The following is a 24,105-nucleotide window of genomic DNA, read 5'->3' on the forward strand; positions in this document are numbered from 1 at the left end:
CCGCGAGCGTATCGGCGCCGCAGGGCCAGCCTGTGAACCGCGCGTCGAACAGCTCGAGATAGCCCGCGCTGTCTCCCGCCGCCCGCATCGCCCAGTAGCGCGCCTCCCGGGCCCAGACCGCGGCGACGTCCTTGGGCGCGGGCTGGGCCAACACGCAGGTCGCTGGAATGAGCAGCATGGCCAAGGCCATCGCGAATGCCGCAGGTCGCATGTGTCGTCCCCCTGTCCCCGTCGAAGACCTAGCACACGTAGCCGCCGGCGCGACAAAGGCCGTTGACCGCGCCTGGGGCCCCCGCTACCCGCGACGCCCATGACCGCTCCCAAGCCTGCCGCCGGCCTTTCCCAGATCGCCCCGGCCTATGACGCCCTGCTCTGCGACGTCTGGGGTGTGATCCACAACGGCCGCGAAAGCTTCCCCGCCGCCTGCGCGGCGCTGGCGCGCTACCGCGAGACCCGCGGGCCGGTGATCCTGATCTCCAATTCGCCCAGGCCGCATGGACCGGTGATCGAACAGCTCGACGGCCTGGGCGTGCCGCGCGACGCCTACAGCGCCATCGTCACCTCCGGCGACGCCACCCGCCTGCTGTTGGCGCAGCGTGCGCCCGGCCCCGCCTGGAAGATCGGCCCCGACCGCGACGACGCGCTCTACGAAGGCCTCGGCGTCGAATTCTCGGGCCTCGCCGACGCCGCCTTCATCTCCGTCACCGGCCCCTACGACGACGAAAACGACGAGCCCGGCGACTATCGCGACCGGTTCATCGAGGCGGTGGGCCGCGATCTGGTCATGCTGTGCGCGAACCCGGATATCGTCGTGCAGCGCGGCGACAAGCTGATCTACTGCGGCGGCGCGCTCGCACAGCTCTACGAGAGCCTGGGCGGCCGGGTGCTGATGGCTGGCAAGCCCTATCCGATCATCTACGACCTCTCCTTGCAGAAGGCCGCCGAGGCGCTCGGCGCGCCCGTCGACCCGGCCCGTGTGCTGTGCATCGGCGACGGCCTGCCCACCGACATCCGCGGCGCCAATGCGCGGGGCCTGGACGTCCTGTTCGTCGCCAGCGGCATCCACGGCGGCGAGACCATCGGCCCTGACGGCGCGCTCAACGCGGCCGCCGTCGCCGACCTCCTGCGCCAGGATGGCCTCAACGCGACCTACGCCATCGCCGACCTGGTCTGGTGAGAGCGGTCAATCGTGGCTAAGTGAAACCGCGAACACTCGGGGAGCAGCCGTTGCAGGGTCTCTATTTCGACGAACTCGCCGTGGGCCAGACCGCCGAGGTCAGCCATGTGGTCGGCGCCGCCGACATCGAGGCCTTCGCCGCGGTCAGCGGCGACCACAATCCGGTGCACATGGACGAGGCCTTCGCCAAGACCACGCCGTTCGGCGGACGGATCGCGCATGGCATGCTGTCGGCGGCCTATATCTCGGCGGTGCTGGGCAATGACCTGCCGGGACCGGGCGCGATCTATCTGTCGCAATCCCTGCGCTTCCGCCGGCCGGTGAAGATCGGCGACCCGGTCACCGCGCGAGTCACCGTCAAGGCGCTGGACGCGGCCAAGGGCCACGCGACCTTCGAGACCGTCTGTCTGGTGGGCGGCAAGACCGTGGTCGACGGCGAGGCCCTGATCATGGTTCCGCGCAGGGACAAATGAGGCGCCTGCGTCTGATCAAGGGCTGGAAGGACCTGCCGCAGGGCGATCGCGGCGCGGCCGTGGCCATGGGCAATTTCGACGGCGTCCACCGGGGCCACCAGCAGGTGATCGCGCTGGCCGCCAAGGCCGCGGGCAAGCTTGGCGCGCCTCTGGGCGTCATCACGCTGGACCCGCATCCGCGCGTCTATTTCCGCCCCGACGAGCCCGCCTTCCTCTTGATGAAGGCCGATCAGCAGGCCCGCGCCCTTGAGGCGCTCGGCGTCGACATCCTCTACGTCCTGCCGCTCGGGCCCGAGCTCGCCCAGATGACCGACCGCGAGTTCGCGCAAATCGTGCTGCACGAGGGCCTGGGCGCGCGCCACGTGGCCGTCGGCTTCGACAACTCCTTCGGCAAGGACCGAACCGGCAGCCCCGCCACCATGCAGGCCTATGGCAAGGAGATGGGCTTCGGCGTCTCGGTGGCCGAGGCGGTCGAGGACGCCGACGGCGAGAAGTTCTCCTCGTCCGGCGTGCGCGAGGCTTTGCGCGGCGGCCATCCGGAAGTCGCCGCCCAGATCCTGGGACGCCCCTTCGCCATCGAGGGCGCCGTGCAGCGCGGCCGGCAGCTGGGCCGCAAACTCGGCTTCCCCACCGCCAACGTGGCGCTGGCCGACTATGTGATCCCGAAGTTCGGCGTCTACGCCACCCGCACCCGCCTGCCCGACGGCCGCGACATTCCGGGCGTCGCCAACATCGGCATCAATCCGACCATCGAGGGCACGCGTGCCCCCCTGCTGGAAGTCTGGCTCTTCGACTTCGACGAAGACATCTACGACCAGGTCATCGAGACCGATCTGATCAGCTTCCTGCGCCCCGAGTTGAAGTTCGACGGGCTGGAGACCATGACCGCCCAGGTCATGAAGGACGCCAAACAGGCCCGCGACCTCTTGATGCCGGACTTCGGCTAGGCCGCGACCGCGCCGAAGATTTCATTTGTGAGCAGGGCTGATCGCAGGAGATAGTGCGCCGGCGGGCCGCCAAGAGCCCCGGGAAGAGCCGCTGCGAGGAAGCCGATGCCTTACGCCCAGGGCCGCGTCTATCACGACGCCGACAGCCATCTGATGGAGCCCGCCGACTGGCTGGTGCCGTTCGCCGAGGGGGCCATGAAGGACCGCCTCCTGCGGCGCGATGCGCCCTCCACCCGCCCGCCGGTCGTGGCGCCCAAGGAGAAGGTCATCGAGGGCCTGATCGCCGGGCCCAAGGGCAGGCTGGCCTACGGCGCCTGCGATCCGGCCGAACGCACCCGGGCGCTGGACGAGCTGGGCTTTTCGAGCCAGCTGGTGTTTCCGACCTCGGCGCTGCGGCCCTTCCGCACCTCCTCCGACATCGACGTGGTCTACGCCGGGACGCGCGCGGCCAACCGCGCCATGGCCGACTTCTGCCGCGACCCGCGCCTGATCGGCGTCGCCTATGTGCCGCTGGACGATCCCGCCCGGGCGCTGGAGGAGGCGCAGGAGGCGATCCGCCTGGGCTGCGGCGCCATCTGGACGCCCTCGACGCCGGCCGGCGAGCGCTCGCCCGGCCACCCGGACCTGGACCCGTTCTGGAAGCTCTTGGCCGCCAAGCGGATCCCGTTCGTGCTGCACATCGGCGCGGGCTCCCGCGTCCTGCCGCAGGCCTACATCAACAACGGCCGCGCGCCCTCGCCCGACCTGCACGGCGGCGGCGAGAACCTGCGGTTCAAGGACTATGTGGTCCTGCCGCACTCGGCGGAGATGTTCCTCGGCGCGCTGGTCTACGACGGCGTCTTCGACCGCATCCCCGAGCTGCGCGGCGGGGTGATCGAATACGGCGCCTATTGGGTGCCGGGGTTCCTGCGCCAGATGGACATGGGCGCGCGCAGCTTCGGGCGCACAGACCCCTATCTGCAGGCGCTGTCGGCCAAGCCCTCGGAGATCATCCGCCGGCACGTCAAGTTCACGCCGTTCCCGGGCGAGGACGCCGGCTACCTGATCAAGGACTCGGGCGCCGACCTCTACATGTTCTCCAGCGACTACCCGCATCCGGAGGGCACCAACGACCCGATCGGCCGCTTCGAGCGGACCTTCGGCGACCTGTCGGACGCCGACCGCGAACTGTTCTATTCGAAGAACTTCGAGCAGATGCTGGGGCTCACCGAGCCGGCGACCGCCTGAGGCTGCGCGCCCGGGCGTTTGAGCGAACGCGCGCCTCGCGCGTTCCCTGTCGTATGACCAGCTCCACAGTATCGAGTTCCCTGTCCGAAACGCCGATCCTCCCGGCCCACATCGACGAGACGGTGCAGGCGATCGCCCGCCTGCACATCGACCACCGGCGCGGCTCGACCGGCCTGCAACGCACGGTCGAGCGGCTGACGCGGTTCTTCAGCCGGCCGCGCGCCGCCGGCCTGCTGGCGGTCGGGGTCACGCTGTGGCTCGCGCTCAACCTGGGGCTTGGCGCGGCGGGGCTAAAACCCTTCGATCCGGCGCCCTTCGGCGCGCTGCAGAGCGTGACCAGCGTTGGCGCGCTGTTCATGACCCTGTTCATCCTCGTCACCCAGCGCCGGGAGGACGAACTCAGCGAACTGCGCGAACAGCTCACCCTGGAACTGGCCATGCTCTCGGAGCAGAAGGCCGCCAAGCTGATCGAGCTGATGGAGGAACTGCGCCGCGACCTGCCCAACGTCCGCAACCGCCCCGACGCCGAGGCCGCCAGCCTTTCGCACCCCGCCGATCCGGAAGCCGTGCTGGAAGTGCTCAAGGAAAACCAGATCGACGCCCGGGGCGACGACACAGCGACGGCCGCCGACGCGGAGGTTCCGTCTTGAACGGGCGCCCGAACCTTCGGCCGGCCTAGCGCATCGCCGAGGCCGTCAGCGTTTTCAGGTCGAAGCGGTCGCCCGCCTTCATCAGGTAGTAGTGGCCGCCGTTGGGCTGTTCCTTGCCGTCGTGGATGAAGACGTGGCCGGCGCCCAGCACACTGAAGCTGTCGGCCTTCACCTCGATGGCGGTCGACTGGTCGATGCCGACGCCCAGCAGTTCGGGGTGCTTGGCGACCAGCGCGTCCAGGTCGCCCTCGCGGTGGCGCGCCGTGACATGCTGGTCGACGCCGGCGCCTTGGATCAGGCCCCAGCCGACCTCGTGATCCGGCGCCATGACGACATCGTTGCCGCTCACCGCGCCGCGCACCAGGTAGGAGGCCTGGATCGACGCGCCGGCCGAGGTGCCGCCCGCCACGCCGCCCCGCGCCAGCAGGTTCTTGATCTCCGTCTCGGTCTTGGTGCCGGAGTAGCTGTCCACCAGGCGCCACTGCCGGCCGCCGACGAACCACACCGCCTTGGCCCGCTTCAGCGGCGCGACGAAGGCGTCGCTATCGGCCTCCTGGCGGTCGAGAGTGTGCAGCACGGTCAGGTTCGCCGCGCCGAGCTCGCGGAAGATCTTCAGGCAGTCGCAGTCGGGGCCGTAGGTCTTCGCCCCGCCCGCCGTCGGGATCACCACGATCTCGGCCGAAGGCCCGCCCGCCAGCTTGATGAAGCGCCCGAGGATCTCCGGCCCAAGCTTGCCGCCGCCGGCGATGATCAGCGTCCCATGCGCGGGGCCCTTGACCACCGGCGGCGGCGAAGCAGGCTTGTCGGCGGCCTGGACCGGAGCGGCCGAGAACTGGACGGTGAGCGCGAGCGCAATGGCGCTGAGGCGAAAGAACATGGAATCCCCGGACCTTGGAAGCGGACGTCCGGACAACTCAGCCCATCGCCGGGACAAAATCCAGCCTCCCCAGGACGGACAGCGCCTCTTGGGTTCGCCGCCGTCGTCTGTTAGAGCCTCGCCCCATGACCTCGGTCCGGAAGAGCTCGCGAATTACCCGCCCGGCGTGACGCCGGACGAGACCGTCTGCGCGCGCCGGGACTTGTAAATCCCGTCATCCCCGGTCAACGAAGTGGCGCAAGCCACGTAGGCCGAACCGGGGATCTCCCCCGGACCACGCTGGAAAGTTCAATGGCCGACGACGCCGCCCCTTCGCGCGATTACCGCGAGACCGTCTTCCTTCCCGACACGCCCTTCCCCATGCGCGCGGGCCTGCCGCAGAAGGAGCCGCAGATCCTTGAGCGGTGGGCGCAAGTCGACCTCTACCACGCCATGCGCAAGGCCCGGCAGCATGCGGGCGCCCCGCTGTTCGTGCTGCACGACGGCCCGCCCTACGCCAACGGCGCGATCCACATCGGCCACGCCCTGCAGAAGACGCTCAAGGACTTCGTGGTCCGCTCGCGGTTCCTGCTGGGCTACGACGTCGACTATGTGCCGGGCTGGGACTGCCACGGCCTGCCGATCGAATGGAAGATCGAGGAGGAGCTGCGCGGTCAGGGCCGGCGCAAGGACGAGGTCTCCAAGGCCGAGTTCCGCACCCGCTGCCGCGACTATGCCGCCAAGTGGATCGGCGTCCAGATGGCCGGCTTCAAGCGTCTGGGCGTGATCGGCGACTGGGAGCACCGCTACGCGACCATGGACTATCCGAGCGAGGCGGCCATCGTCGCCGAGTTCCAAAAGTTCGTCGCCTCCGGCCAGCTCTACCGCGGCTCCAAGCCGGTGATGTGGAGCCCGGTGGAGCGCACCGCTCTGGCCGACGCCGAGGTCGAGTACCACGACCACGTCTCGCCCACGATCTGGGTGAAGTTCCCGGTGGTCGAGGGGTCCGACGCGGCCCAGGGCGCCAGCGTGGTCATCTGGACCACGACCCCGTGGACGATCCCGGCCAACCGCGCCGTCAGCTACAATCCCGACATCGCCTATGCGGTCTATCGCGTCGACGCCATCGAGGAGGGCCTGGAGTTCGCGCCCTGGGCCAAGCCCGGCGACAAGCTGATCGTCGCCGAAAAGCTGGCGGCCGAGGTCATGGCCGCCGCCAAGGTCGCCAGCTACGAGCGCATCGAGAAGGTCGATTGCCAGGGCATGGTGCTGGCCCACCCGCTGGCGGGCCTCGACAGCGGCTACGGCTTCCAGGTCCCGATGCTGGCCGGCGACCACGTGACCGAGGACGCGGGCACGGGCTTCGTCCACACCGCGCCCGGCCACGGCGCCGACGACTACGCCGTCTGGCTGGCCCACGGCCACCGCGAGATCCCGGAAACCGTCGATCCGGACGGCGCCTACTATCCAGGCGTGCCGCTGTTCGCCGGCCTTAAGGTCTTGGAGACCGAGGGCAAGAAAGCCGGCAAGTTCGGCCCGGCCAATCCGGCGGTGATGGAAAAGCTGATCGAGGCCGGAACCCTGCTGGCGCGGGGCCGGGTCGAGCACGCCTACCCACACAGCTGGCGCTCCAAGGCGCCGGTGATCTTCCGCAATACGCCGCAGTGGTTCATCCGCATGGACGAGCCGCTGGAAGACGCCGCCCACAAGGGCCGGACACTCCGAGAAACCGCGCTGGAAGCCATCGAGGCCACCGCCTTCTATCCGGAGGCCGGCCGCAACCGCATCCGCGCCATGGTCGAGAGCCGCCCCGACTGGCTGATCAGCCGCCAGCGCGCCTGGGGCGCGCCGCTGGCCATGTTCGTCGACAAGGAGACCGGCCAGCCGCTGCACGACGAGGCGGTCAACAAACGCATCATCGACCTCATCGAGGCCGAGGGGGCCGACGCCTGGTTCACCCGGCCGGTCTCCGACTTCCTCGGCCAGCACGACCCGCAACGCTTCGAAAAGGTCGAGGACATCCTCGACGTCTGGTTCGACTCCGGCTCGACCCACGCCTTCACCCTGGAAAACCGCGCCCACACCCACTGGCCGGCCGACCTCTATCTGGAAGGCTCCGACCAGCACCGCGGCTGGTTCCAGTCGTCCCTGCTGGAAAGCTCCGGCACGCGGGGCCGCGCGCCCTACGACGCCATCCTCACCCACGGCTTCACCATGGACGAGGCCGGCGAGAAGATGTCGAAGTCGAAGGGCAACGTGGTCGATCCGGAGGTGGTGATCCGCGAGAGCGGCGCCGAGATCATCCGCCTGTGGGCCGCGATGATCGACTATTCGGACGACAGCCGGATCGGCAAGACGGTGCTGCAGACCACGTCGGACGCCTACCGCAAGCTGCGCAACACCGTCCGCTACCTGCTGGGCGCGCTCGCCGACTATTCGCCGGACGAGGCGGTGGAACTGGCCGACATGCCGCCCCTGGAGCGGTTCATCCTGCATCGGCTCTATGAGCTCGATGGCCAGGTGCGCGCGGCCTACGAGGGCTATCTCTTTCAGGACGTGATCCGGCCGGTGATGGACTTCTGCCAGGAAGACCTCTCGGCGCTGTTCTTCGACATCCGCCGCGACGCCCTCTACTGCGATCGCCCCGAATCCTTACGCCGCCGCGCGGCGCGGACGGTGATGCAGGCGGTGTTCGAGCGGTTGACCGCGTGGCTCAGCCCGCTGATGCCCTTCACCACCGAAGAGGCCTGGACCACGCGCTATCCCGACGCCGGCTCCAACTGCCTGCGCGTGATCCCCGACACGCCCGCCGAATGGCGCGACGAGGCCATGGCCCAGCGCTGGGCAAGGCTTCTGACGCTCAAAAGACGAGTTAATTCGCACCTAGAGCAAGCTCGAACCGCTCGCATGATCGGGGCGACGCTGGAAGCGGAGGTCGAAGCGGGCGTCCTGAAGGACGAGCCCGCCGCTCCTGGAGAGCCCATCGTTTCCGATTTCGAAGGCCCCGGCCTATCGACAGACGAGTTCGCTGCGGAGTTGTTCGTAACAAGCTTGGCAAAGATTGGCCCCGAGTGCAGCGGAGTGATCATTTCCAAGGTTGGAGACGACCCAATCAGAGAAGCTCATAAGTGCCTCCGCTGCTGGCGCGTCCTTCCTGAAGTGAAGGCCCCAAAATTCCTGTGCCTCCGCTGCGACGACGCGGTCGCGGCCTGGGACGCCGCCCACGGAAAAGCCCCCCAAGAAAAGACCGGCGCATGACCTCGATCACCAAGCTCGGCTGGACGGCGCTGGTGCTGGCGCTGGCCGTCGTCGTCATCGACCAGGCGACCAAGGCCTGGATCCTGACCGGCCTGAATCTGCCGCTGCGGGCCAGCGTGCAGTTGGCCGGCCCCTTCTACCTGACCATGGTCTGGAACCCGGGCGTCAGCTTCGTCGGCGGCTTCCTGCAGGCGCACAAGGAAGCCGTGCGCTGGCTGCTGGCCGCCTTCTCGATCGGCGTGGCCGGCGTGCTGGTGAGCTGGGTGCGCAAGGCCGAGCGGCCGCTGTTCGCCATCGCCATCGGCCTGGTGATCGGCGGCGCCATCGGCAATGTCGTCGACCGCATCCGCTTCGGCGCAGTGGCCGACTTCATCGACGTCTCGCGACTCATCTACTTCCCGTGGATTTTCAACGTCGCCGATTCGGCGATCACCGTCGGCATCTGCCTTCTTCTGGTCGACATGCTGCGGCAAGACGGCAAGGAGCGCGCCAAGCGGGCTCCGCAGGATGCGGCCTAACGCGCCGTTGGCGAGACCGGCTGTTTGCGCTATCCACATGCCCTTCTGGCCGGGGGCGGCCTTAGGAGTAGCTAAGTTCATGAACGCCAACCGTGTGATCGTTGCGGCCGCGCTGATCGCGGCGACCGGTCTCGCCGGATGTGTGTCGACGCGCAATGCGCTCGGCATGAACAAGGTGACCCCCGACGAGTTCCGCGTGGTGACCAAGGCCCCGCTGGTGGTGCCGCCCGACTTCGCGCTGCGCCCGCCGGCGCCCGGCATGCCGCGCCCGCAGGAACTGCAGCCGGAAAGCGCCGCGCGCACAGCGCTCCTGGGCGTCCGCGAGGGCGAGGCCCGCTCCGAGGGCGAGAAGCTGCTGGTCGCCAAGGCCGGCGCCGACAAGGCCGACCCGCTGATCCGCTACGTGGTCGACGACGAATTCGGCGGCGTGGCGCACAAAGAAAAGAGCTTCGCCGACCGCGTGATGTTCTGGCGCGCCGACAAGACCGCCGCGGCCCCCGCGCCGCTCGCCACAGGCGACGGCACAGCCCCGATCGACCCGGCCGCCGAGGCCGACCGCATCGCCAAGCTGACCGGCGGCAAGACCGTGATTATCGCCCGCGAAGGCGACAAGAAGCTGAAGCTGCCGGGGCTCTAAAAATCATCCCTCCTCTTTAGGGGAGGGACAGGCCGCAATCCGCCCCCGCTGGGGGCGGCTCGCGAAGCGAGGGGGGCGCCGGGTCGCGGAGCGACCCGGTGGGCGACCAGGGTGGGGGACTCGCGTTCAAGCGCGGACGTCGGCGCCCTGGCCCTTGACCCCCACCCGTCTCGGCTTCGCCTCGCCACCCTCCCCTAAAGAGGAGGGATGGAAACCCACTGAAACACCTCGTCCAGGCTCGCCTCGAACACGTGGGCGATGCGGAAGGCGGCCTCCAGCGACGGCGAATATTTGCCGGCCTCGATGGCGGCCACGGTCTGGCGGGTCATGCCGATCTTCTCGGCCAGCTCCGACTGGGTCATCTCGCCGTGCTCGAAGCGCAGGCGGCGGATCTGGTTGGCGATGGGGAGCGCCATCCCGCCTAGCTCCCACGCCGGAACATCACGATCTGCGCGATCGCCACCGTCAAGGCCGAGATCACCACCGCCAGCAGGGCGAAATTGGCCATCTCGATCCCGCGGTGCCCGAAGAAGGCCGGCGCGAACAGGCCGACCGCCAGCACCATCAGCACATGGAAGCCCAGGCTCTGGGCGCGCAGCTGGATCAGCCGCTCGCGCTCGTCGGCGAGGCCGCGTCCGGCCTTGGGCGTGGTCCAGGCGGCGATCGCGGTCAGCGTCACCTGCAACACGACGAGCGCCAGCACCGCCAACAGCAGCAGATGCACCGATTGCAGGCCGCCGAAATGGTGGTGGCTGCTCGCCAGGCCGCCGAACAGCTCCACGAAATAGGCCCCGAAGCAGACCAGCACCGTCACCAGGGTGATCCAGGCGGATTTCTCGCGGAACGACATGCGGCCGGCCTCCTACGTAAAATTCATTTTACATGATGTATGATATCTTTTACATCACGTCAGACATTCTTGGCATGGCTAGCAGCCCTGGGGACTCCCGTGAACCGACAAATCGCCACCTTACTCGTCGCGGGCGCCGCGCTCGCCGCCCTGGCCCTGGCCGCGCCAGCAGCCGCCCAGCACCCGGCGCCGGCGGCCAAGCCCGCGAACAGCGCCAGCCTGCAGGGCAATGACGAGCAGCGCTGGATCAACGACCCGCACATGCACGCCTGGTTCGACCTCACCCGGACGGCCTTCTCGGGCGGGCCCGGCAAGGTCGACGTGGACGGCTACGAGCAGAAATCCTTCGCGATCTTCCGGGACTTCGCCCCGGTCATGCACATGACGCCGGAAGGCATGGTCGATCACCTGAAGCTGATCCCGCGCCAGGTGGTGCAGATCGTGAAGGAGGACCCGCACGTGCTCGACAACTACGACAACTTCGTCGCCGCCACCTTCGGGCCGCAGTAGCCCCTAGGACTCCTCGCCGGGCGTCGTCACCGTGAAGCCCTTGGCGCGGAGCTGGTCCAGCACCCCGCCCTGGGCCAGCAGCGGCCGCAGCGGCACGACGGCGACGGCGTGGCCGGGCTTCTTCAGGGCCTGCTCGATCTGCGCCACCTGATCGGCCTTGGTCCTCGCGTCGAAGGCCTGGGCGCCCGGGACGAGCGCGATGCAGCGTTCGTAGGTCCGCTCATTCGCGAGCGCGCCCGGCACATCGCCCTTCGCCCAGGCGGCCGCCGCGCCCTGGGTGATGCCGGGGCCCGCCTCGGCCTGGGCCAGCACCTCGTCGAAGCAGGCGCGACCCGCCGCCGGCGGCGTGCGGATCACCGCCCCCATCACCGGCCCAAGATCGTAGGCCTTCTGCGACACCGGAACCCTGGCGCGCGCGGCGAGCAGCTTGATCAGCTTGGTGGGATCCGACGTGGTGAGCCCGGTCTTCTGCCGATAGTCGGTGGCCAGGACGAGGCCGGCGGCCAGCGGGTTCTTCGTCCCGTAGTGGTCGGCGCTTTCGCCCAGCCGCGTGCGGACGGCCACGAAGCGGGCCTTCGTCGCGGGGTCCAGGGTCGCCTCGAACGGTCCGCCGCCCTTCAGACGCAGGTAGTTGAAGGCCGCCCCGAACGAGCCCAGCACCGTCACATGCACATCCTGGAACGGCAGGATCACCACGCTCGCCCCGGCCAGATGCCGCTCGAAGATCGCCCGGTCCCAGGTCATGTGCTTGGGCGCCAGCGAGGGCGAGCCCAGCACATAGACGGTGGTGGTCCCGTTGGAGACCGTCCACCAGGCCGGCCCCGGCAGGCGGCCAACCACCACCAGCTCCTCGACCAGCACCGAGTCCGGATCGTTGGGGTCGGGCTTCGAGGCGGCGAGCGGGACCTGCGCCATCGCCGGCGTGGCCAGCGCGAGCGCGAGCCCCAGCGCGGCGGTGCGGCGACGCCAGCCCGCGCGCGGCCCCGGAATCGTCCTATATTGGGGAACTGCCGAAAGCCTCACCATGCCGATCCGTCGTCTTCCGCCCGAAACCGTCAACCGCATCGCCGCCGGCGAGGTGGTGGAACGGCCCGCGAGCGCGGTCAAGGAACTGGTCGAAAACGCCCTCGACGCCGGCGCGACCCGGATCGAGGTGCAGGCCGACGGCGGCGGCCTGACCCGCATCCTGGTGGCCGACGATGGCCAAGGTTTGACGGCTGACGAACTGCCGCTGGCCATCGAGCGGCACGCCACATCCAAGCTCAGCCCCGACGACGCCGGCGACTACGATCTCCTGCATATCTCGACGCTCGGCTTCCGCGGCGAGGCCCTGCCCTCGATCGGCTCCGTCGCCCGCCTGTCGATCTCCAGCCGCGCCAAAGGCCACACCGACGCCCACGCGATCTTCGTCGAAGGCGGCGCGGTCGGGGCGGTCTCGCCCGCCGCCTTCCCCGATCCGCACGGCGCCCGCGTCGAGATCCGCGACCTCTTCTATTCGACACCCGCGCGGTTGAAATTCATGAAGTCCGAGCGGGCCGAGGCCATGGCCATCGCCGAGGAGATCAAGCGCCAGGCCATGGCGCACGAGGCCGTCTCCTTCACCCTCGATCTCGATGGTCGAAGGACGGTGCGCCTGCCCGCCGAGACGCCCGGCCCGGAGGGGCGTCTGGCCAGGCTCTCCGACATCATGGGCCGCGAGTTTTCCGACAATGCGCTCGCGCTGGACCACGAGCGCGAGGGCGTGCGGCTCTCCGGGTTCGCGGGGCTGCCGACCTACAACCGCGGCAACGCGGCCCATCAGTATCTGTTCGTCAACGGCCGCCCGGTCCGCGACCGCCTGCTGCAGGGGGCGCTCAGAGCCGCCTATGCCGACTTCCTGGCCCGCGACCGGCATCCGCTGGCGGCGCTCTACGTGGAGCTCGACACGGCCTATGTCGATGTCAACGTCCACCCGGCCAAGGCTGAGGTGCGGTTCCGCGATCCCGGCCTGGTGCGCGGCCTGATCATCGGCGGCCTGCGCCATGCGCTGGCCAGCGCCGGACACCGCGCCTCGACCACGGTCGCCAGCGCCGCGCTCGGCGGTTTTAGACCGGGCGGTGGCTGGACCCCGCCGCCGTCAGCCGCGGGCTACTCGGCCTGGCGCCAAGGCGGCTGGCAGCCGCACGCGGGCGGTGGGCTCGCCGCCGCCGTCCAGTCGATCCCCGGCCTCACCGAAGTCTCCGCCCGCGCCGAACCGAATTGGGAGCCCAATTGGCAAGAAGGAGGCGTCGCGGAGGAAGGCGCGCCGGCCCCGGTGTTCGATCCGGTTGACTATCCGCTCGGCGCGGCGCGGGCCCAGGTGCACGAGACCTACATCGTCGCCCAGACCCGCGACGGCGTGGTCATCGTCGATCAGCACGCCGCCCACGAACGGCTGGTCTATGAGCGCATGAAGCACGAGATGGCCGACGGTGGCGTCACCCGCCAGGCCCTGCTGCTGCCCGAGGTGGTCGAGCTCGACCCCGCCGAGGCCGACCGGGTCGTTGCAAAGGCCGAGGAATTGGCGGCGCTCGGCCTGATGCTGGAGCCCTTCGGCCCGGGCGCCGTCCTAGTGCGCGAGACCCCGGCCCTGCTCGGCGAGACCAACGTCCAGGGCCTGGTCCGCGACATCGCCGACGACCTCGCCGAAAACGGCCAGGCGCTGGCGCTGAAGGAGCGGCTGGAGGACGTCTGCTCCACCATGGCCTGCCACGGCTCGGTCCGCGCCGGCCGCCGCCTCACCGCCCCGGAGATGAACGCCCTGCTCCGCCAGATGGAAGCCACGCCCCACTCCGGCCAGTGCAACCACGGCCGCCCGACCTACGTCGAACTCAAGCTCGCCGACATCGAGCGCCTGTTCGGCAGGCGCTAGACCCACCGAACAGGCAGCCGCGTTCAGCCGAGCTGACTTTCCGCGAACGAGGCCATGGCCGCGGCCATGTACTCCGCCAGGCCCGCCTGACGGCCGTCGTAGCGTTCGCGGAAGCGCGGATCGCCGAGGTACATCTCGCCCAGGCCCTTGAACGCGGCGGCCGGCGCGTCGCGGTTCCAGCCCTTGACGACCCAGGCGTGCTGGCGGCGCATCAGCGCGACCACCGTCGCGGAATCGGCCGGCAGGCCGTCGACCAGCGCCTTGGCCATGCCGGCCTCGATGGCGTCGGCCTCGGCCTGCATGGCGTCGTAGTCGGCCTGTTTCCACCCGGCCATGCCCTGCTTGGCGTGGTCGATATGGCCCTGCATGGCCGGGCCGTGCTTCTCGACCAGCTCCTTTTCGTAGCCGGCTTGTTTCTCGGGGTCGAAGCCCCGGTACATGGCTTTTTCTTCCATCTTCGCTGCTCCTTCGAGGGACGCGAGGGTCTGGTCGATCGTGCGCATCAGTTCACGGTAGCGCTTCGTCTCCGCCTCCAGCTTCGCGCGGTGGGTCTTCAGCGCGGCCACCTTGTCGAAGCCGGCCGCGTCCAGCGTCCGCCCGATCTCCTCAAGCGAGAAGCCGAGCTCGCGGTGGAACAGGATCTGCTGCAGGCGCAGCAGCTCCTCGCGGCCGTAGTAGCGGTAGCCGTTGGCGCCGACGCAGGCGGGCTTCAGGAGCCCGATCTCGTCGTAGTGGTGCAGCGCCCGGACGCTAACGCCCGACAGCCTCGCCACCTGTTTCACCGTATGGCCGCTCACGATCGTCTTTCCCAAATCCGTCCGATTCAAATCTCGATTCAGCGATCAGATGGTCCACCTGATCCCATCGAGATTTGCGATGGACGAGGTATCAGGCCTCACGGGGCGTGAGGGTCAACACGGCTTTTCAGGCGGCCTCGAAACGCGCCTCTTCGAGGGCGTTGGGAACCACCGGCTGGCCCAGGACGGCGCTCATGGCCTCCAGCAGCCGTTCCGGCTTGATCGGCTTTTCGACCACGCCGTTCATGCCGCACTGGCGGTAGACGGCGGCGTCGGCCGGATCGGCGTTCGCGGTCAGCGCCAGGATCGGGATGAGCGCGCCCGCCTGGCGGCCCGAACGGATCAGGCGGGTGGCCTCGACGCCGTCCATGCCCGGCATCTTGATGTCCATCAGCACCAAGCCAAAGGCGCCGGTGGCCGCCGCCGCCACCGCCTTGGCGCCGTCCTCCACCGCCTCGCAGGTGCAGCCGAACATCTCGCACAGCGTCTGGGCGACCATGCGGTTGGTGGCGTTGTCGTCGACGATCAGCACATGCAGCGCCCCGCCCGCCGCGGTCACCGGGCAGGCGACCGTCGTGGCCGAGGCCGGCTCCGGCAGCCAGTGCAGCGGCGCGGCGAAGCGGAAGAGCGCCCCGCCGCCCGGATTGGCGAGCGCCTCGATGCGCCCGTCCATGCGCTCCAGGATCTGGCGGCAGACCGCCAGGCCCAGGCCCGCACCGCCCAGCCGCACCCCGTCTTCGGTCTGCTGGAAGGGGTTGAAAATGGTCTCCAGCCGGTCGGCCGGCACGCCGGGCCCGTTGTCGGAGACCTCGCCCGCCAGCGCCACATAGTCGCCCTGCCGCTCAGCGCGCAGCCGCACGTCCACCGCGCCGCCGGGGGCGAACTTTATGGCGTTGCTGACCAGGTTGTTGATCACCTGCTGCACCCGCACCCGGTCGGCCAGCACCCAGAGGTCGGCCGGCCCGTCATAGGCCGCGCTCAGGCTCACGCCCTTCAGCTCGGCCTGGGCCGACCAGAGCGCCACGACATCGTCGATGACCCACGGAGTCAGCATCGGCTCCTCGTGCAGCTCCAGGCCCGAGGCCTCGGCCCGCGACAGGTCCAACGCATCGTTCAGCAGCCGCAGCAGCGTGCCGCCCGACTGCAGGATTGTGTCGACCAGCGGCTCCAGGTCGGCCTGACGCGACTTGCGGCGGATGATCTCGGCCACCGCCAGCACGCCGTTCAGCGGGGTGCGGATTTCGTGGCTCATCACCGCCAGGAACCGGCCCTTGGCGGCCAGCGCGTCCTGGGCGTCCTTGGCAAGGCCAGCCATGACCGCGGCGTGGCTGGCGGTGGCCGCGGCGGTCACCTGCAGCAACGACAAGGCCGTGCCCACGCCCGCGTAGCGGCCGGCGCAGGTGACGATGAACCCCTGCAACAGCTCGGAGGGCCGCTCCTCCAGCACCCGGCCGCAGAACTCCTCCACCGTCATGTCGCCATCAGCGATCAGCGGGTCGGTCTTCATCCAGTGGGAGATCGGCCGCTCGGCCCACAACGCATAGCCGTATTGTCCGGCCATGCGCACCAGGAAGGCGTTGCGCTCCACCAGGCCGATCGGGCGGCAGGCGTCGTCGACCACCGCGATGACCAGCAGGTCCGGATCGTCCTCGAAACGCCGATAGACCTGCCGGCCGGTGTTGCGCGGCGTCATCGGCGGCGAGAAGGGCGCAATATCGAGCAGCAGGGTCATCGTTCACTCCCCCAGGGAACGACGGCCTCTTCGCAGGGGCGGCGCTAACGGCGCGTTAGAAGCGCGCGGCCGCCTGGTTAAGGGCGCGCGAAGTGTTTGTGACAGGGTTAGCGGGCGTTAGGACGCACTGTCATGGAAGCGCAGGAAATGCACCCGCGCCGCGCCGTAGTCGCGCACGTCCAGGGCCTCGAAGCCGGGCGCCGCGAACGCCGGCTCGGACGCGCCGCGCTCGAAGACCACGATGGCCCCAGGGGCGAGCCAGCCGCCGCCGGCGAGTTTCTCCAGGGCGATCTCGCCCAGCCCTTTGGCATAGGGCGGGTCTAGGAACGCGAGGTCGAACGCCGGGCCGTCGGCGCCGGGGCGAACGCCAAGGTCAGTGGCGTCGCGGCGGTGGACGCGGGTGGTTCCGAACTGTCCCATGGCCTCGACGTTCTCCCGGATCGCGCCGCGGGCCGCCGCGTCGGTCTCCACGAACAGGCAAAAGGCCGCGCCCCGCGACAGGGCCTCGAAACCGAGCGCGCCGGACCCGGCGAAGAGGTCGATGACGCGGACGTCGCGCAGGCCCTTCGACCAGGCGGCGTGCTCCAGGATGTTGAAGATCGCCTGCCGCGCGCGGTCGGACGTCGGCCGCGTGGCCTCGCCGTCCGGGACGGCCAGGGTCTTGCCGCGGAAACTGCCGGAAACGATGCGCATAGGCCTAGCGGCGCTTCGGCCCGCCGGGCTTGGCGCCGGAGCGGCGCTTGGGGCCGCCGGTCTTGGCGATCACCGGCTTGGGCTTCGGCTTCGCCCAGCCGGCCTTGTATTCCATCTTCTTGGGCGCTTCGCCGGTCGGCGAGGGCCCACGCGGCCAGCGATCGGGCTTGCCCGCGCGCGTCTTCTGGCCCGGCCGCCCGATCTCCACCGCCCCGCGCCGGGGCCCCGCGGCGGCCTTGGCCGGCGCCTTCCAGAGCGGGCGGTCGCCCTTGGGCAGGTTCCCGGGCTCGATGTGCTGCGCCAGCTGCTCGCGGATCACGCGCGGCCCGACCTCCTCGACCTCGCCGGGCATCAGGGTCCCCAGCGCAAAGGGCCCGTAGGAGAGGCGGATCAGCCGGTTCACCTTCAGGCCGAGCGCCTCCAGCACGCGGCGCACCTCGCGGTTCTTGCCCTCGGCCAGCACCACGGTGATCCACAGGTTCGCGCCCTGCGGCCCCTCCTTGGCCTTGTCCAGCGTCGCCTCGATGGACCCGTAGTGGACGCCCTCGACGGTGATCCCCTTCTTCAGCGTATCCAGCCGCTCCTGCGTCACCCGCCCGCGCGCCCGGGCGCGGTAGCGGCGCACGATGCCGGTGGCCGGCATCTCCAGCGCCCGCGCCAGACCGCCGTCGTTGGTGAGCAGCAGCAGGCCCTCGGAATTGATGTCCAGCCGCCCGACCGAGATCAGCCGGGGCAGCCCCGGCGGCAGGCGCTCGAACACCGTCGGGCGGCCCTTGGGGTCGCTGTGACTGGTCACCAGGTCGATGGGCTTGTGGTAGCGGAACAGGCGCGCCGGCTCGGCCTCGGTGACCACCGCGCCGTCCACCGTCAGGATGTCGCCGGACTCGACCTTCACCGCCGGCGTCGTCAGCACCTGGCCGTTCAGGGCCACGCGCCCAGCCTCGATCAGCCGCTCCACCTCGCGCCGCGAGGCGACGCCGGCGCGGGCCAGCATCTTGGCCACGCGGTCGCCGCCGGCGTCTCCGGCGGGGCCTTCAGAGGGCGTGCGGGGTTGACCGGAGGGGCGGGCGCCGGTTCGGTGCGGATCGTGGACCATGACCATCGCACCATGCGCATCGCGCTAGACGCCGCGCAAGCCGCCGCCGAGCGCGGCGAGACCCCGGTGGGCGCGGTCATCGTCGACGAGGCCTCCGGCGAGGTGATCGCCATCGCCGCCAACGGCCCCATCGCCGCCCACGACCCGACCGCCCACGCCGAGATCCTGGCGATCCGCGAGGCCGCGCGGAAGCTTGGAAACTACCGCCTGCCCGGCCTCACCCTGGTGGTGACGCTGGAGCCCTGCGCCATGTGCGCCGGCGCGATCAGCCACGCGCGGATCGGGCGCGTGGTGTTCGGCGCGGAGGACGCCAAGGGCGGCGCGGTGGTCAACGGACCCAGGTTCTTCGAGCAGCCGACCTGCCACTCTCGCCCGAGCGTGACGGGCGGCGTGTTGGCGGAGGAGAGCTCGGCGATGCTTAAGGCCTTCTTTAGGGCCCGAAGACCCTAGCCAGATCTGCCATATCCCGCCGGCGCTCCAATCATACAACATGTTTTTCCTGTTGATTTAACATTATGGATGTTGCATATAACATACATAGCGAAGGAAAACGTATGAGCAAATACGATCCGCTGGCGCATTTTCTGAAAACTCAGAAGTCGGCTGAGACGCCCATGAGCTTCTTGGAAATCGAGAAGGTCTTGGGGTTCGAATTGCCCCCGTCGGCGCGCCAACATCCCGCTTGGTGGTCGAACAATGTGGGAACCCACGTCAACGCGCGCGCGTGGCGTGAGGCGGGTTGGAGGACCAGTCGGGTCGACCTGGGAAGCGAGCGCGTGACCTTCGTCCGGGACCCCGACTTCGGCCGTGACGCTATGGGAGTCAGCGAAGGCGAGTCGCCCTTCATCCATCGACCTGCAGGGCCTTCGGCGAAGGCCGTCGTGATCCCTCTCGACGGTCTGTCCCTGTCCGCCCTGCGGATGATCGACGATTGGGCCGAGGAAGCCGGCGTGGACCGGTCGACGGCGACCGCGGCCATCCTGGAGGCCTCAGCGGCAGGGCGCCGCCGGCGACTGCTGGAGAGCCTCTCGGTCGCGGTCATGCCGCCCGGCCACGACAGCACGGCGCTGATCCGGCAAGACCGTGACGAGCACTGACCTCTGCATCCTGGACGCCTCGATCGCCGTCAAATGCCTGGTCGACGAGGCGGATTCCGACCTCGCCCGCGCCGCCCTGGCGAATTGCACCGACTGGACGGCGCCGGATCTCATCTTTCTGGAGGTTGCGAGCGTCGCGGTGAAATCCATGCGTCGGGGATGGCTCGACCGTCCGCAAGCGGCGGCCATGGTCGCGGCGCTGCCTCGGATCCTCGCTGAGGTCGTACCCTCGGACGAGCTGGCGGCGGCCGCCTTCCAGCTGGCGGCGGACCACGGTTTTTCGGCCTATGACGCCGCCTATCTTGCCCTCGCCATCGACCGCAAGGCGCAGATGCTGACGGCGGACCTGAAGCTCGCGGAACGCGCCCGCCTCGCGGGATTGGGTCATCTCGTGGCGACGCTGCGCCCCGCCTGACCGCTTGCCAATCACCCGCCGGCGGCGGGAAGATGCCGCCCATAAAACCAAAACCTATTGGGAGTGACGGTCATGGCGGGTCTGCTCGAAGGAAAAGTCGCGATCATTACAGGTGCCGGCGGCGGCCTGGGCGAAGCCTACGCCAAGCTGTTCGCCAAGGAGGGCGCGGCCGTGGTCGTCAACGACCTGGGCGGCTCCCGCGACGGCACGGGGACCGGGACCAGCGCGGCGTCGGAAAAGGTCGTGGCCGAGATTGTGGCGGCGGGCGGCCAGGCCGTGGCCAACGGCGACGACGTCTCCACCATCCAGGGCGGCGAGAACATCCTGCAGACCGCGCTCGACGCCTTCGGCAAGGTCGACATCCTGGTCTGCAACGCCGGCATCCTGCGCGACAAGACCTTCGCCAACACCAGCGAAGAGGACTGGGACAAGGTGATCAAGGTGCACCTGAAGGGCACCTATTGCTGCGCGCTGCCGGTCTGGAAATACATGAAGGACCACGGCGGCGGCTCGATGGTGCTGACCTCGTCGACCTCCGGCCTCTACGGCAACTTCGGCCAGACCAACTACGGCGCGGCCAAGGCCGGCATCTACGGGATGGTCCGGGTTATGTCGATCGAGGGGCGCAAGTACAACATCCGGGTCATGGGGCTCGCGCCCGGCGCCTACACCCGCATGACCTCCGACCTCCCCGGCCGCATCGGCAAGGAGCCGGACCCCTTAAGCCTGCCGGAGAACGTCGCGCCGGGCGTGCTGTTCATGGTCAGCGACCTAGCCGCCGAGCATTCCGGCAAGATCCTGGGCGTCTCCAGCCGGGGCGTCCGCGAGATCAAGATGCTGCAGACCTCCGGCTTCCAGCCCGGCCGGCCCTACACGGCCCAGGAGGTCGCCGAGCACGCCTCGGAGGTGTTCTTCCAGAACGCCGAGGAGCGCACCGCGCAGACTGCGTAGGGGGCCTTTGCATCCAACGCCCCTGGCCGTGGCGACTAGCTAGCGAAACGGCGGGGGCGGCGCGATGGCGAAGGACGGCGGACAGATCGGCGAGGCGCTGGCGCGGCTGAGCGGCGTGAAGAAGCGCTATGGCGCGACCGTCGCCCTGGACGGCCTGGACCTGGAGGTTCGCCCCGGCGAACTGCTCTCGGTGCTCGGCCCCAACGGCGCGGGCAAGACCACCGCGATCGCGCTCATGCTGGGGTTGCAAGTCCCCGACGCCGGCGAGGTCGCCCTGTTCGGGCGCTCGCCCCACGACCTGACCGCCCGGCGAAATGTGGGCGTGATGATGCAGGAGGTGGCGCTTCCCGACGCGCTTACCGTGCGCGACCTGATCGGCCAGGTCTCGGCCTACTATCCCGCGCCGCTCGCGCTGGCCGAAACCATCGCCTTCGCGGGCGTCGAGAAGATCGCGACCCGGCCCTATTCCAAGCTCTCCGGCGGCCAGAAGCGCCAGGCGCAGTTCGCGCTCGCCATCTGCGGCTGCCCGCGCCTGTTGTTCCTCGACGAGCCGACCGCCGGCCTCGACATCAATGCGCGGGAGACCATGTGGGCCGGCGTGCGCGGCCTGGTCGCCGCCGGGACCTCGGTGGTCCTCACCACCCACTACATCGAAGAGGCCGAGGCGCTCGCCGACCGGGTGGTGGTGATGGCCAAGGGCCGCGAGGTCGCGCAAGGGACAGTGCGCGAGATGCGCGCGCTCGTCTCGCGCAAGCGGATCGATTGCTTGACCGCGCTCAGCCTCGCCAAGGTGCAGGCCTGGGCCGAGGTCAGCGCCGCTGTGCTGGGGGAAAACGGCCAGCTCTCCATCACCACCGCCGACGCCGAGGCCGTGGTGCGCAAGCTGCTCGCCGCCGACCCGGACCTGAAGGACCTGGAGGTGCGCCGCGCCGGCCTCTCCGAAGCCTTCGCCGAACTGACGCAGGAGCCCGCGGAATGAGCGTCTCAGCCCTCGACACCGGCCCGAAGATGACCTTCGCGCGCCTGATCGGCGCCTATCTCAGCGACGCGAAATACGAGTCCCTGCGGTTGCTCAGGACCCCGGCCTTCGCCATGCCGATCCTGGCCATGCCGATCCTGTTCTACACCTTCTTCGGGGTGATCCTGAACGGTGGTCCCCACCGCCCGCCCGGCTTCGCCGACATGATGTTCGTGGGTTGGACGGTCTATGGCGTCATGGGCCCGGGCCTGTTCGGCTTCGGCATACTTGTCGCTGTCGAGCGGAACATGGGCTTGATGACCTTCAAGCGGGCGCTGCCCATGCCCGCCGGCTCCTACCTCGCCGCCAAGCTGATGATGGCCTACGTCTTCGCCATCGTGGTCATGGCCATGCTGGTGACCGCGGGCCTGACCATCGGCCACGTGACCCTGCCGCCGCTGAAGCTCTTCACGGTGGCGGCGGTGATGTCGCTGGGCGTGATCCCGGCCTGCGCCATCGGCCTCTTCATCGGCGCCTGGGCCCCGGCCTCCAGCGCCAGCGCCATCGCCAACATCGTCTATCTGGGCATGGCCTTCCTGTCGGGCCTGTTCTTCCCCCTGAGCGGCGTCCTGCACGACATCCGCTTCATCTGGCCGACCTATCACCTGAAGCAGCTGGCCATGGCCTCCGCCGGCGCGCCGACCGAGGGCTCGGTGACCGGTCACGTCGGCGTCCTGGCCCTGCTGAGCGGCGTGCTGATCGTCCTGGCGGCGCGCAAGCTGGCGCGGCGAGGCTAGCCGAACTCCGCCAGCCGCGCGTCCAGGCCATCGCGCACCGCCGGCCACTCGTCCGCCAGCACCGAATATACCACCGTGTCGCGGATGCGGCCGGTCCAGACCACGCGGTCCCGCCGCAGGATCCCCTCCTGCACGGCGCCCAGCTTCAGCACCGCGGCGCGGGACCGGGCGTTGATGGCGTCGACCTTGTACTGCACGCGCCTAGCCCCGCTCGCAAACGCGTGCGCCATCATCAGCCGCTTGGCCGAGGGGTTCACCGGGCCGCCGCGAACCTGCGGCGCGAAATAGGTGCCGCCGATCTCCAGGCTGGCGTTGACCGCGTCGATGGTCAGGAAGCTGGAGACCCCCATGCAGCGCCCGCCCACGACTACCGCGAAGTTCATCCGGTCGGCCGGCGGCTCGCCGTAGAAGCGCGGCCAATTGGCGTCGAAATGCTCGCCCGCGAGCGAATAGGGATAGAGGTCGGTCCAGGTCGCCGGATCGGCGGCGCAGGCCGCGCGCAGGTCCTCGCGGTGCGCGTCGGCCATCGGCTCCAGGCGCACGAAGCGGTTTTCCAGGACCATCGGCTCGATCTGCATTTTTTCGTCACGCCTTGCCAAAAAAGTTGCCCCAGCGCCTTGCAACGCCGGTTCGCGCACATAGATGAGGCCTGCCCATTCCTGGGCGTTTCCTCCCTAGACTTCAAAAGGCCGGGTGTTCGCACCCGGCCTCTTTTTTGTCCTAGCCCCCGGCTCAGCCGATATACAGCCGGACGGCCTGCACGAGATAGGCCGCGCCGATCACCGTCAGGATCAGCCGCAGGTAGCGCTTGAAGTCGACGTCGCTCAGCCGGTTCAGCACCACGCCGCCGGCCGCCGTGCCCAGCATGGAAAGCGGGATGGCCAGCGCGAAGACCCACAGCGGCGGCACGCCCTTGCCGCCGTGCAAGAACAGCGGCGTCCCATAGACGGCGATCTTCATCAGGTGGCTGAACACCTGGGTCGCGGCCTTGGTGGCGACGATCTCGTGGCGGGTGAGCGCGGTGCGCACGAAGAAGACGTCGAGGAACGGCCCGGCGACGCCTGCGGTCAGGTTCACGCCGGTGACCGACAGGCCGCAGATATAGGCCTGGCCCGGCTGCGAGGCGTCGACCCTGATCCAGCCCGGCGGCAGCCAGACCAGGCCAGGCACCAGCCCCATCAGCAGATATAGCGTGGCCCGCGTGGGCTCGTAGGCGATGAAACCCACCAGGGCGCCGGCCGTGAACGCGCCCAGCGCATAGACGCCGACGATGCGCCACTTGACGTGTTTGCGATGCAGGATCGCACGCCAGCCGTTGGCGACCAGCTGCAACAGACCATGGACGACGAAGGTGGCCGAGACGGGCAGGACGAGGGCGAGGCAGCCCTTAAGCAGCAAGCCTCCCGCCATGCCGAAGACCCCGGAAATGGCCGCGGTCACGAACGACATGACGACGATGAAGACGCCGGCAGCTAGAGACATGGGGAAGGTCCTTCACGGTTGCGGACCGCTTCGCGAAGGGGGCACAGGCCCCTTCGTCCGCGGGCCTGCGGCGCGACGTGCGCCAGAAGGGGCC

Annotated in this window: 26 protein-coding genes; 16 read left to right on the forward strand and 10 right to left on the reverse strand. The window is 69.4% G+C overall.

Annotated features, from left to right (window positions below):
* Positions 1-310: 310 nt before the first annotated feature.
* From VKQ35_RS10035 to VKQ35_RS10055, 5 genes are all read left to right on the forward strand, one after another.
* Positions 311-1,177, forward strand: a complete 867-nt coding sequence (locus tag VKQ35_RS10035) for a TIGR01459 family HAD-type hydrolase (RefSeq protein ID WP_324361089.1) — start codon at positions 311-313, stop codon at positions 1,175-1,177.
* 50 nt (positions 1,178-1,227) lie between these two features.
* On the forward strand, positions 1,228-1,650 hold the full coding sequence (locus VKQ35_RS10040) for a MaoC family dehydratase (protein ID WP_324361091.1): 423 nt from the start codon (positions 1,228-1,230) through the stop codon (positions 1,648-1,650).
* Positions 1,647-2,597 carry a bifunctional riboflavin kinase/FAD synthetase gene (locus tag VKQ35_RS10045; RefSeq protein WP_324361093.1) on the forward strand — a complete coding sequence of 317 codons (951 nt, stop codon included), beginning with the start codon at positions 1,647-1,649 and terminating at the stop codon, positions 2,595-2,597. The genes VKQ35_RS10040 and VKQ35_RS10045 overlap by 4 nt, the downstream gene beginning before the upstream one ends.
* Positions 2,598-2,702: 105 nt before the next feature.
* Positions 2,703-3,824, forward strand: a complete 1,122-nt coding sequence (locus tag VKQ35_RS10050) for an amidohydrolase family protein (protein ID WP_324361095.1) — start codon at positions 2,703-2,705, stop codon at positions 3,822-3,824.
* A 53-nt stretch (positions 3,825-3,877) separates the two neighbouring features.
* Positions 3,878-4,474: a DUF1003 domain-containing protein gene (locus VKQ35_RS10055; protein ID WP_324361097.1), complete on the forward strand. Its 597-nt coding sequence runs from the start codon at positions 3,878-3,880 to the stop codon at positions 4,472-4,474.
* Positions 4,475-4,499: 25 nt separating this feature from the next.
* Here the strand turns inward: VKQ35_RS10055 and VKQ35_RS10060 are convergent, their stop codons facing one another.
* Complete coding sequence (locus tag VKQ35_RS10060; RefSeq protein WP_324361099.1) at positions 4,500-5,351, reverse strand: cyanophycinase; 852 nt, start codon at positions 5,349-5,351, stop codon at positions 4,500-4,502.
* A 291-nt stretch (positions 5,352-5,642) separates the two neighbouring features.
* Between VKQ35_RS10060 and ileS the strand changes: the two genes are divergently transcribed.
* The 3 genes from ileS (at position 5,643) to VKQ35_RS10075 (ending at position 9,743) form a co-directional block, all read left to right on the forward strand.
* Complete coding sequence (gene ileS, locus VKQ35_RS10065; RefSeq protein ID WP_324361101.1) at positions 5,643-8,588, forward strand: isoleucine--tRNA ligase; 2,946 nt, start codon at positions 5,643-5,645, stop codon at positions 8,586-8,588.
* Positions 8,585-9,106 (forward strand): signal peptidase II, encoded by a 522-nt coding sequence (gene lspA, locus VKQ35_RS10070; RefSeq protein ID WP_324361103.1) that lies wholly within the window; start codon positions 8,585-8,587, stop codon positions 9,104-9,106. The genes ileS and lspA overlap by 4 nt, the downstream gene beginning before the upstream one ends.
* 79 nt (positions 9,107-9,185) lie before the next feature.
* Positions 9,186-9,743, forward strand: a complete 558-nt coding sequence (locus VKQ35_RS10075; protein WP_324361105.1) for a DUF3035 domain-containing protein — start codon at positions 9,186-9,188, stop codon at positions 9,741-9,743.
* Between the two features lie 194 nt (positions 9,744-9,937).
* Here the strand turns inward: VKQ35_RS10075 and VKQ35_RS10080 are convergent, their stop codons facing one another.
* Positions 9,938-10,159 carry a helix-turn-helix transcriptional regulator gene (locus VKQ35_RS10080; RefSeq protein ID WP_324361107.1) on the reverse strand — a complete coding sequence of 74 codons (222 nt, stop codon included), beginning with the start codon at positions 10,157-10,159 and terminating at the stop codon, positions 9,938-9,940.
* Positions 10,160-10,164: 5 nt separating this feature from the next.
* On the reverse strand, positions 10,165-10,593 hold the full coding sequence (locus tag VKQ35_RS10085; protein ID WP_324361109.1) for a hypothetical protein: 429 nt from the start codon (positions 10,591-10,593) through the stop codon (positions 10,165-10,167).
* Positions 10,594-10,692: 99 nt separating this feature from the next.
* On the opposite strand from VKQ35_RS10085, the gene VKQ35_RS10090 reads away from it, so the two are divergent.
* Positions 10,693-11,103 (forward strand): hypothetical protein, encoded by a 411-nt coding sequence (locus tag VKQ35_RS10090; protein ID WP_324361111.1) that lies wholly within the window; start codon positions 10,693-10,695, stop codon positions 11,101-11,103.
* Between the two features lie 3 nt (positions 11,104-11,106).
* Here the strand turns inward: VKQ35_RS10090 and VKQ35_RS10095 are convergent, their stop codons facing one another.
* Positions 11,107-12,126 carry a TraB/GumN family protein gene (locus VKQ35_RS10095; protein ID WP_324361112.1) on the reverse strand — a complete coding sequence of 340 codons (1,020 nt, stop codon included), beginning with the start codon at positions 12,124-12,126 and terminating at the stop codon, positions 11,107-11,109.
* A 1-nt stretch (position 12,127) separates the two neighbouring features.
* On the opposite strand from VKQ35_RS10095, the gene mutL reads away from it, so the two are divergent.
* Complete coding sequence (mutL, locus tag VKQ35_RS10100) at positions 12,128-13,993, forward strand: DNA mismatch repair endonuclease MutL (RefSeq protein ID WP_324361114.1); 1,866 nt, start codon at positions 12,128-12,130, stop codon at positions 13,991-13,993.
* A 23-nt stretch (positions 13,994-14,016) separates the two neighbouring features.
* Here mutL and VKQ35_RS10105 read toward each other — a convergent pair whose 3' ends face one another.
* The 4 genes from VKQ35_RS10105 to VKQ35_RS10120 all read right to left on the reverse strand — a co-directional run bounded on the left by VKQ35_RS10105 (position 14,017) and on the right by VKQ35_RS10120 (position 18,311).
* Positions 14,017-14,790: a MerR family transcriptional regulator gene (locus tag VKQ35_RS10105; RefSeq protein WP_324361373.1), complete on the reverse strand. Its 774-nt coding sequence runs from the start codon at positions 14,788-14,790 to the stop codon at positions 14,017-14,019.
* Positions 14,791-14,917: 127 nt separating this feature from the next.
* Positions 14,918-16,522, reverse strand: a complete 1,605-nt coding sequence (locus tag VKQ35_RS10110; protein WP_324361116.1) for an ATP-binding protein — start codon at positions 16,520-16,522, stop codon at positions 14,918-14,920.
* A 117-nt stretch (positions 16,523-16,639) separates the two neighbouring features.
* A complete protein-coding gene (rsmD, locus tag VKQ35_RS10115; RefSeq protein WP_324361119.1) occupies positions 16,640-17,215 on the reverse strand; it encodes a 16S rRNA (guanine(966)-N(2))-methyltransferase RsmD in 576 nt (191 codons plus the stop codon).
* A gap of 4 nt (positions 17,216-17,219) precedes the next feature.
* Positions 17,220-18,311, reverse strand: a complete 1,092-nt coding sequence (locus VKQ35_RS10120; protein WP_324361121.1) for a pseudouridine synthase — start codon at positions 18,309-18,311, stop codon at positions 17,220-17,222.
* A 12-nt stretch (positions 18,312-18,323) separates the two neighbouring features.
* Between VKQ35_RS10120 and tadA the strand changes: the two genes are divergently transcribed.
* From tadA to VKQ35_RS10150, 6 genes are all read left to right on the forward strand, one after another.
* The gene (tadA, locus tag VKQ35_RS10125) at positions 18,324-18,761 is read left to right on the forward strand and encodes a tRNA adenosine(34) deaminase TadA (RefSeq protein ID WP_324361123.1); all 438 of its coding nucleotides are present in this window, start codon (positions 18,324-18,326) and stop codon (positions 18,759-18,761) included.
* Positions 18,762-18,865: 104 nt separating this feature from the next.
* Positions 18,866-19,408 carry a DUF7662 domain-containing protein gene (locus tag VKQ35_RS10130; protein WP_324361126.1) on the forward strand — a complete coding sequence of 181 codons (543 nt, stop codon included), beginning with the start codon at positions 18,866-18,868 and terminating at the stop codon, positions 19,406-19,408.
* Positions 19,395-19,823, forward strand: coding sequence for a type II toxin-antitoxin system VapC family toxin (locus VKQ35_RS10135; RefSeq protein ID WP_324361128.1), 429 nt, complete (start codon positions 19,395-19,397; stop codon positions 19,821-19,823). The genes VKQ35_RS10130 and VKQ35_RS10135 overlap by 14 nt, the downstream gene beginning before the upstream one ends.
* 72 nt (positions 19,824-19,895) lie before the next feature.
* Positions 19,896-20,774, forward strand: coding sequence for an SDR family NAD(P)-dependent oxidoreductase (locus VKQ35_RS10140; protein WP_324361130.1), 879 nt, complete (start codon positions 19,896-19,898; stop codon positions 20,772-20,774).
* Positions 20,775-20,838: 64 nt separating this feature from the next.
* Positions 20,839-21,753, forward strand: a complete 915-nt coding sequence (locus VKQ35_RS10145; RefSeq protein ID WP_324361132.1) for an ABC transporter ATP-binding protein — start codon at positions 20,839-20,841, stop codon at positions 21,751-21,753.
* Entirely contained in the window at positions 21,750-22,529 is a 780-nt protein-coding gene (locus VKQ35_RS10150) for an ABC transporter permease (RefSeq protein ID WP_324361134.1), read from the forward strand. The genes VKQ35_RS10145 and VKQ35_RS10150 overlap by 4 nt, the downstream gene beginning before the upstream one ends.
* Here the strand turns inward: VKQ35_RS10150 and VKQ35_RS10155 are convergent.
* Together VKQ35_RS10155 and VKQ35_RS10160 are read right to left on the reverse strand one after the other, a co-directional pair.
* A complete protein-coding gene (locus tag VKQ35_RS10155; protein ID WP_324361136.1) occupies positions 22,526-23,107 on the reverse strand; it encodes a GNAT family protein in 582 nt (193 codons plus the stop codon). The genes VKQ35_RS10150 and VKQ35_RS10155 overlap by 4 nt on opposite strands.
* 154 nt (positions 23,108-23,261) lie before the next feature.
* On the reverse strand, positions 23,262-24,011 hold the full coding sequence (locus tag VKQ35_RS10160) for a sulfite exporter TauE/SafE family protein (protein ID WP_324361139.1): 750 nt from the start codon (positions 24,009-24,011) through the stop codon (positions 23,262-23,264).
* Between the last annotated feature and the right edge of the window lie 94 nt (positions 24,012-24,105).

Source organism: Phenylobacterium sp. (assembly GCF_035309685.1).
GTDB lineage: Bacteria > Pseudomonadota > Alphaproteobacteria > Caulobacterales > Caulobacteraceae > Phenylobacterium.

Coding starts and splice junctions, on each gene's coding strand:
- VKQ35_RS10035 (WP_324361089.1), top strand. CDS start 311: ATGACCGCTCCCAAGCCTGCCGCCGGCCTTTCCCAGATCGCCCCGGCC.
- VKQ35_RS10045 (WP_324361093.1), top strand. CDS start 1,647: ATGAGGCGCCTGCGTCTGATCAAGGGCTGGAAGGACCTGCCGCAGGGC.
- VKQ35_RS10050 (WP_324361095.1), top strand. CDS start 2,703: ATGCCTTACGCCCAGGGCCGCGTCTATCACGACGCCGACAGCCATCTG.
- VKQ35_RS10055 (WP_324361097.1), top strand. CDS start 3,878: ATGACCAGCTCCACAGTATCGAGTTCCCTGTCCGAAACGCCGATCCTC.
- VKQ35_RS10060 (WP_324361099.1), bottom strand. CDS start 5,351: ATGTTCTTTCGCCTCAGCGCCATTGCGCTCGCGCTCACCGTCCAGTTC.
- ileS (WP_324361101.1), top strand. CDS start 5,643: ATGGCCGACGACGCCGCCCCTTCGCGCGATTACCGCGAGACCGTCTTC.
- lspA (WP_324361103.1), top strand. CDS start 8,585: ATGACCTCGATCACCAAGCTCGGCTGGACGGCGCTGGTGCTGGCGCTG.
- VKQ35_RS10075 (WP_324361105.1), top strand. CDS start 9,186: ATGAACGCCAACCGTGTGATCGTTGCGGCCGCGCTGATCGCGGCGACC.
- VKQ35_RS10080 (WP_324361107.1), bottom strand. CDS start 10,159: ATGGCGCTCCCCATCGCCAACCAGATCCGCCGCCTGCGCTTCGAGCAC.
- VKQ35_RS10085 (WP_324361109.1), bottom strand. CDS start 10,593: ATGTCGTTCCGCGAGAAATCCGCCTGGATCACCCTGGTGACGGTGCTG.
- mutL (WP_324361114.1), top strand. CDS start 12,128: ATGCCGATCCGTCGTCTTCCGCCCGAAACCGTCAACCGCATCGCCGCC.
- VKQ35_RS10110 (WP_324361116.1), bottom strand. CDS start 16,522: ATGACCCTGCTGCTCGATATTGCGCCCTTCTCGCCGCCGATGACGCCG.
- rsmD (WP_324361119.1), bottom strand. CDS start 17,215: ATGCGCATCGTTTCCGGCAGTTTCCGCGGCAAGACCCTGGCCGTCCCG.
- VKQ35_RS10120 (WP_324361121.1), bottom strand. CDS start 18,311: ATGGTCCACGATCCGCACCGAACCGGCGCCCGCCCCTCCGGTCAACCC.
- tadA (WP_324361123.1), top strand. CDS start 18,324: ATGCGCATCGCGCTAGACGCCGCGCAAGCCGCCGCCGAGCGCGGCGAG.
- VKQ35_RS10130 (WP_324361126.1), top strand. CDS start 18,866: ATGAGCAAATACGATCCGCTGGCGCATTTTCTGAAAACTCAGAAGTCG.
- VKQ35_RS10140 (WP_324361130.1), top strand. CDS start 19,896: ATGGCGGGTCTGCTCGAAGGAAAAGTCGCGATCATTACAGGTGCCGGC.
- VKQ35_RS10145 (WP_324361132.1), top strand. CDS start 20,839: ATGGCGAAGGACGGCGGACAGATCGGCGAGGCGCTGGCGCGGCTGAGC.
- VKQ35_RS10150 (WP_324361134.1), top strand. CDS start 21,750: ATGAGCGTCTCAGCCCTCGACACCGGCCCGAAGATGACCTTCGCGCGC.
- VKQ35_RS10155 (WP_324361136.1), bottom strand. CDS start 23,107: ATGCAGATCGAGCCGATGGTCCTGGAAAACCGCTTCGTGCGCCTGGAG.
- VKQ35_RS10160 (WP_324361139.1), bottom strand. CDS start 24,011: ATGTCTCTAGCTGCCGGCGTCTTCATCGTCGTCATGTCGTTCGTGACC.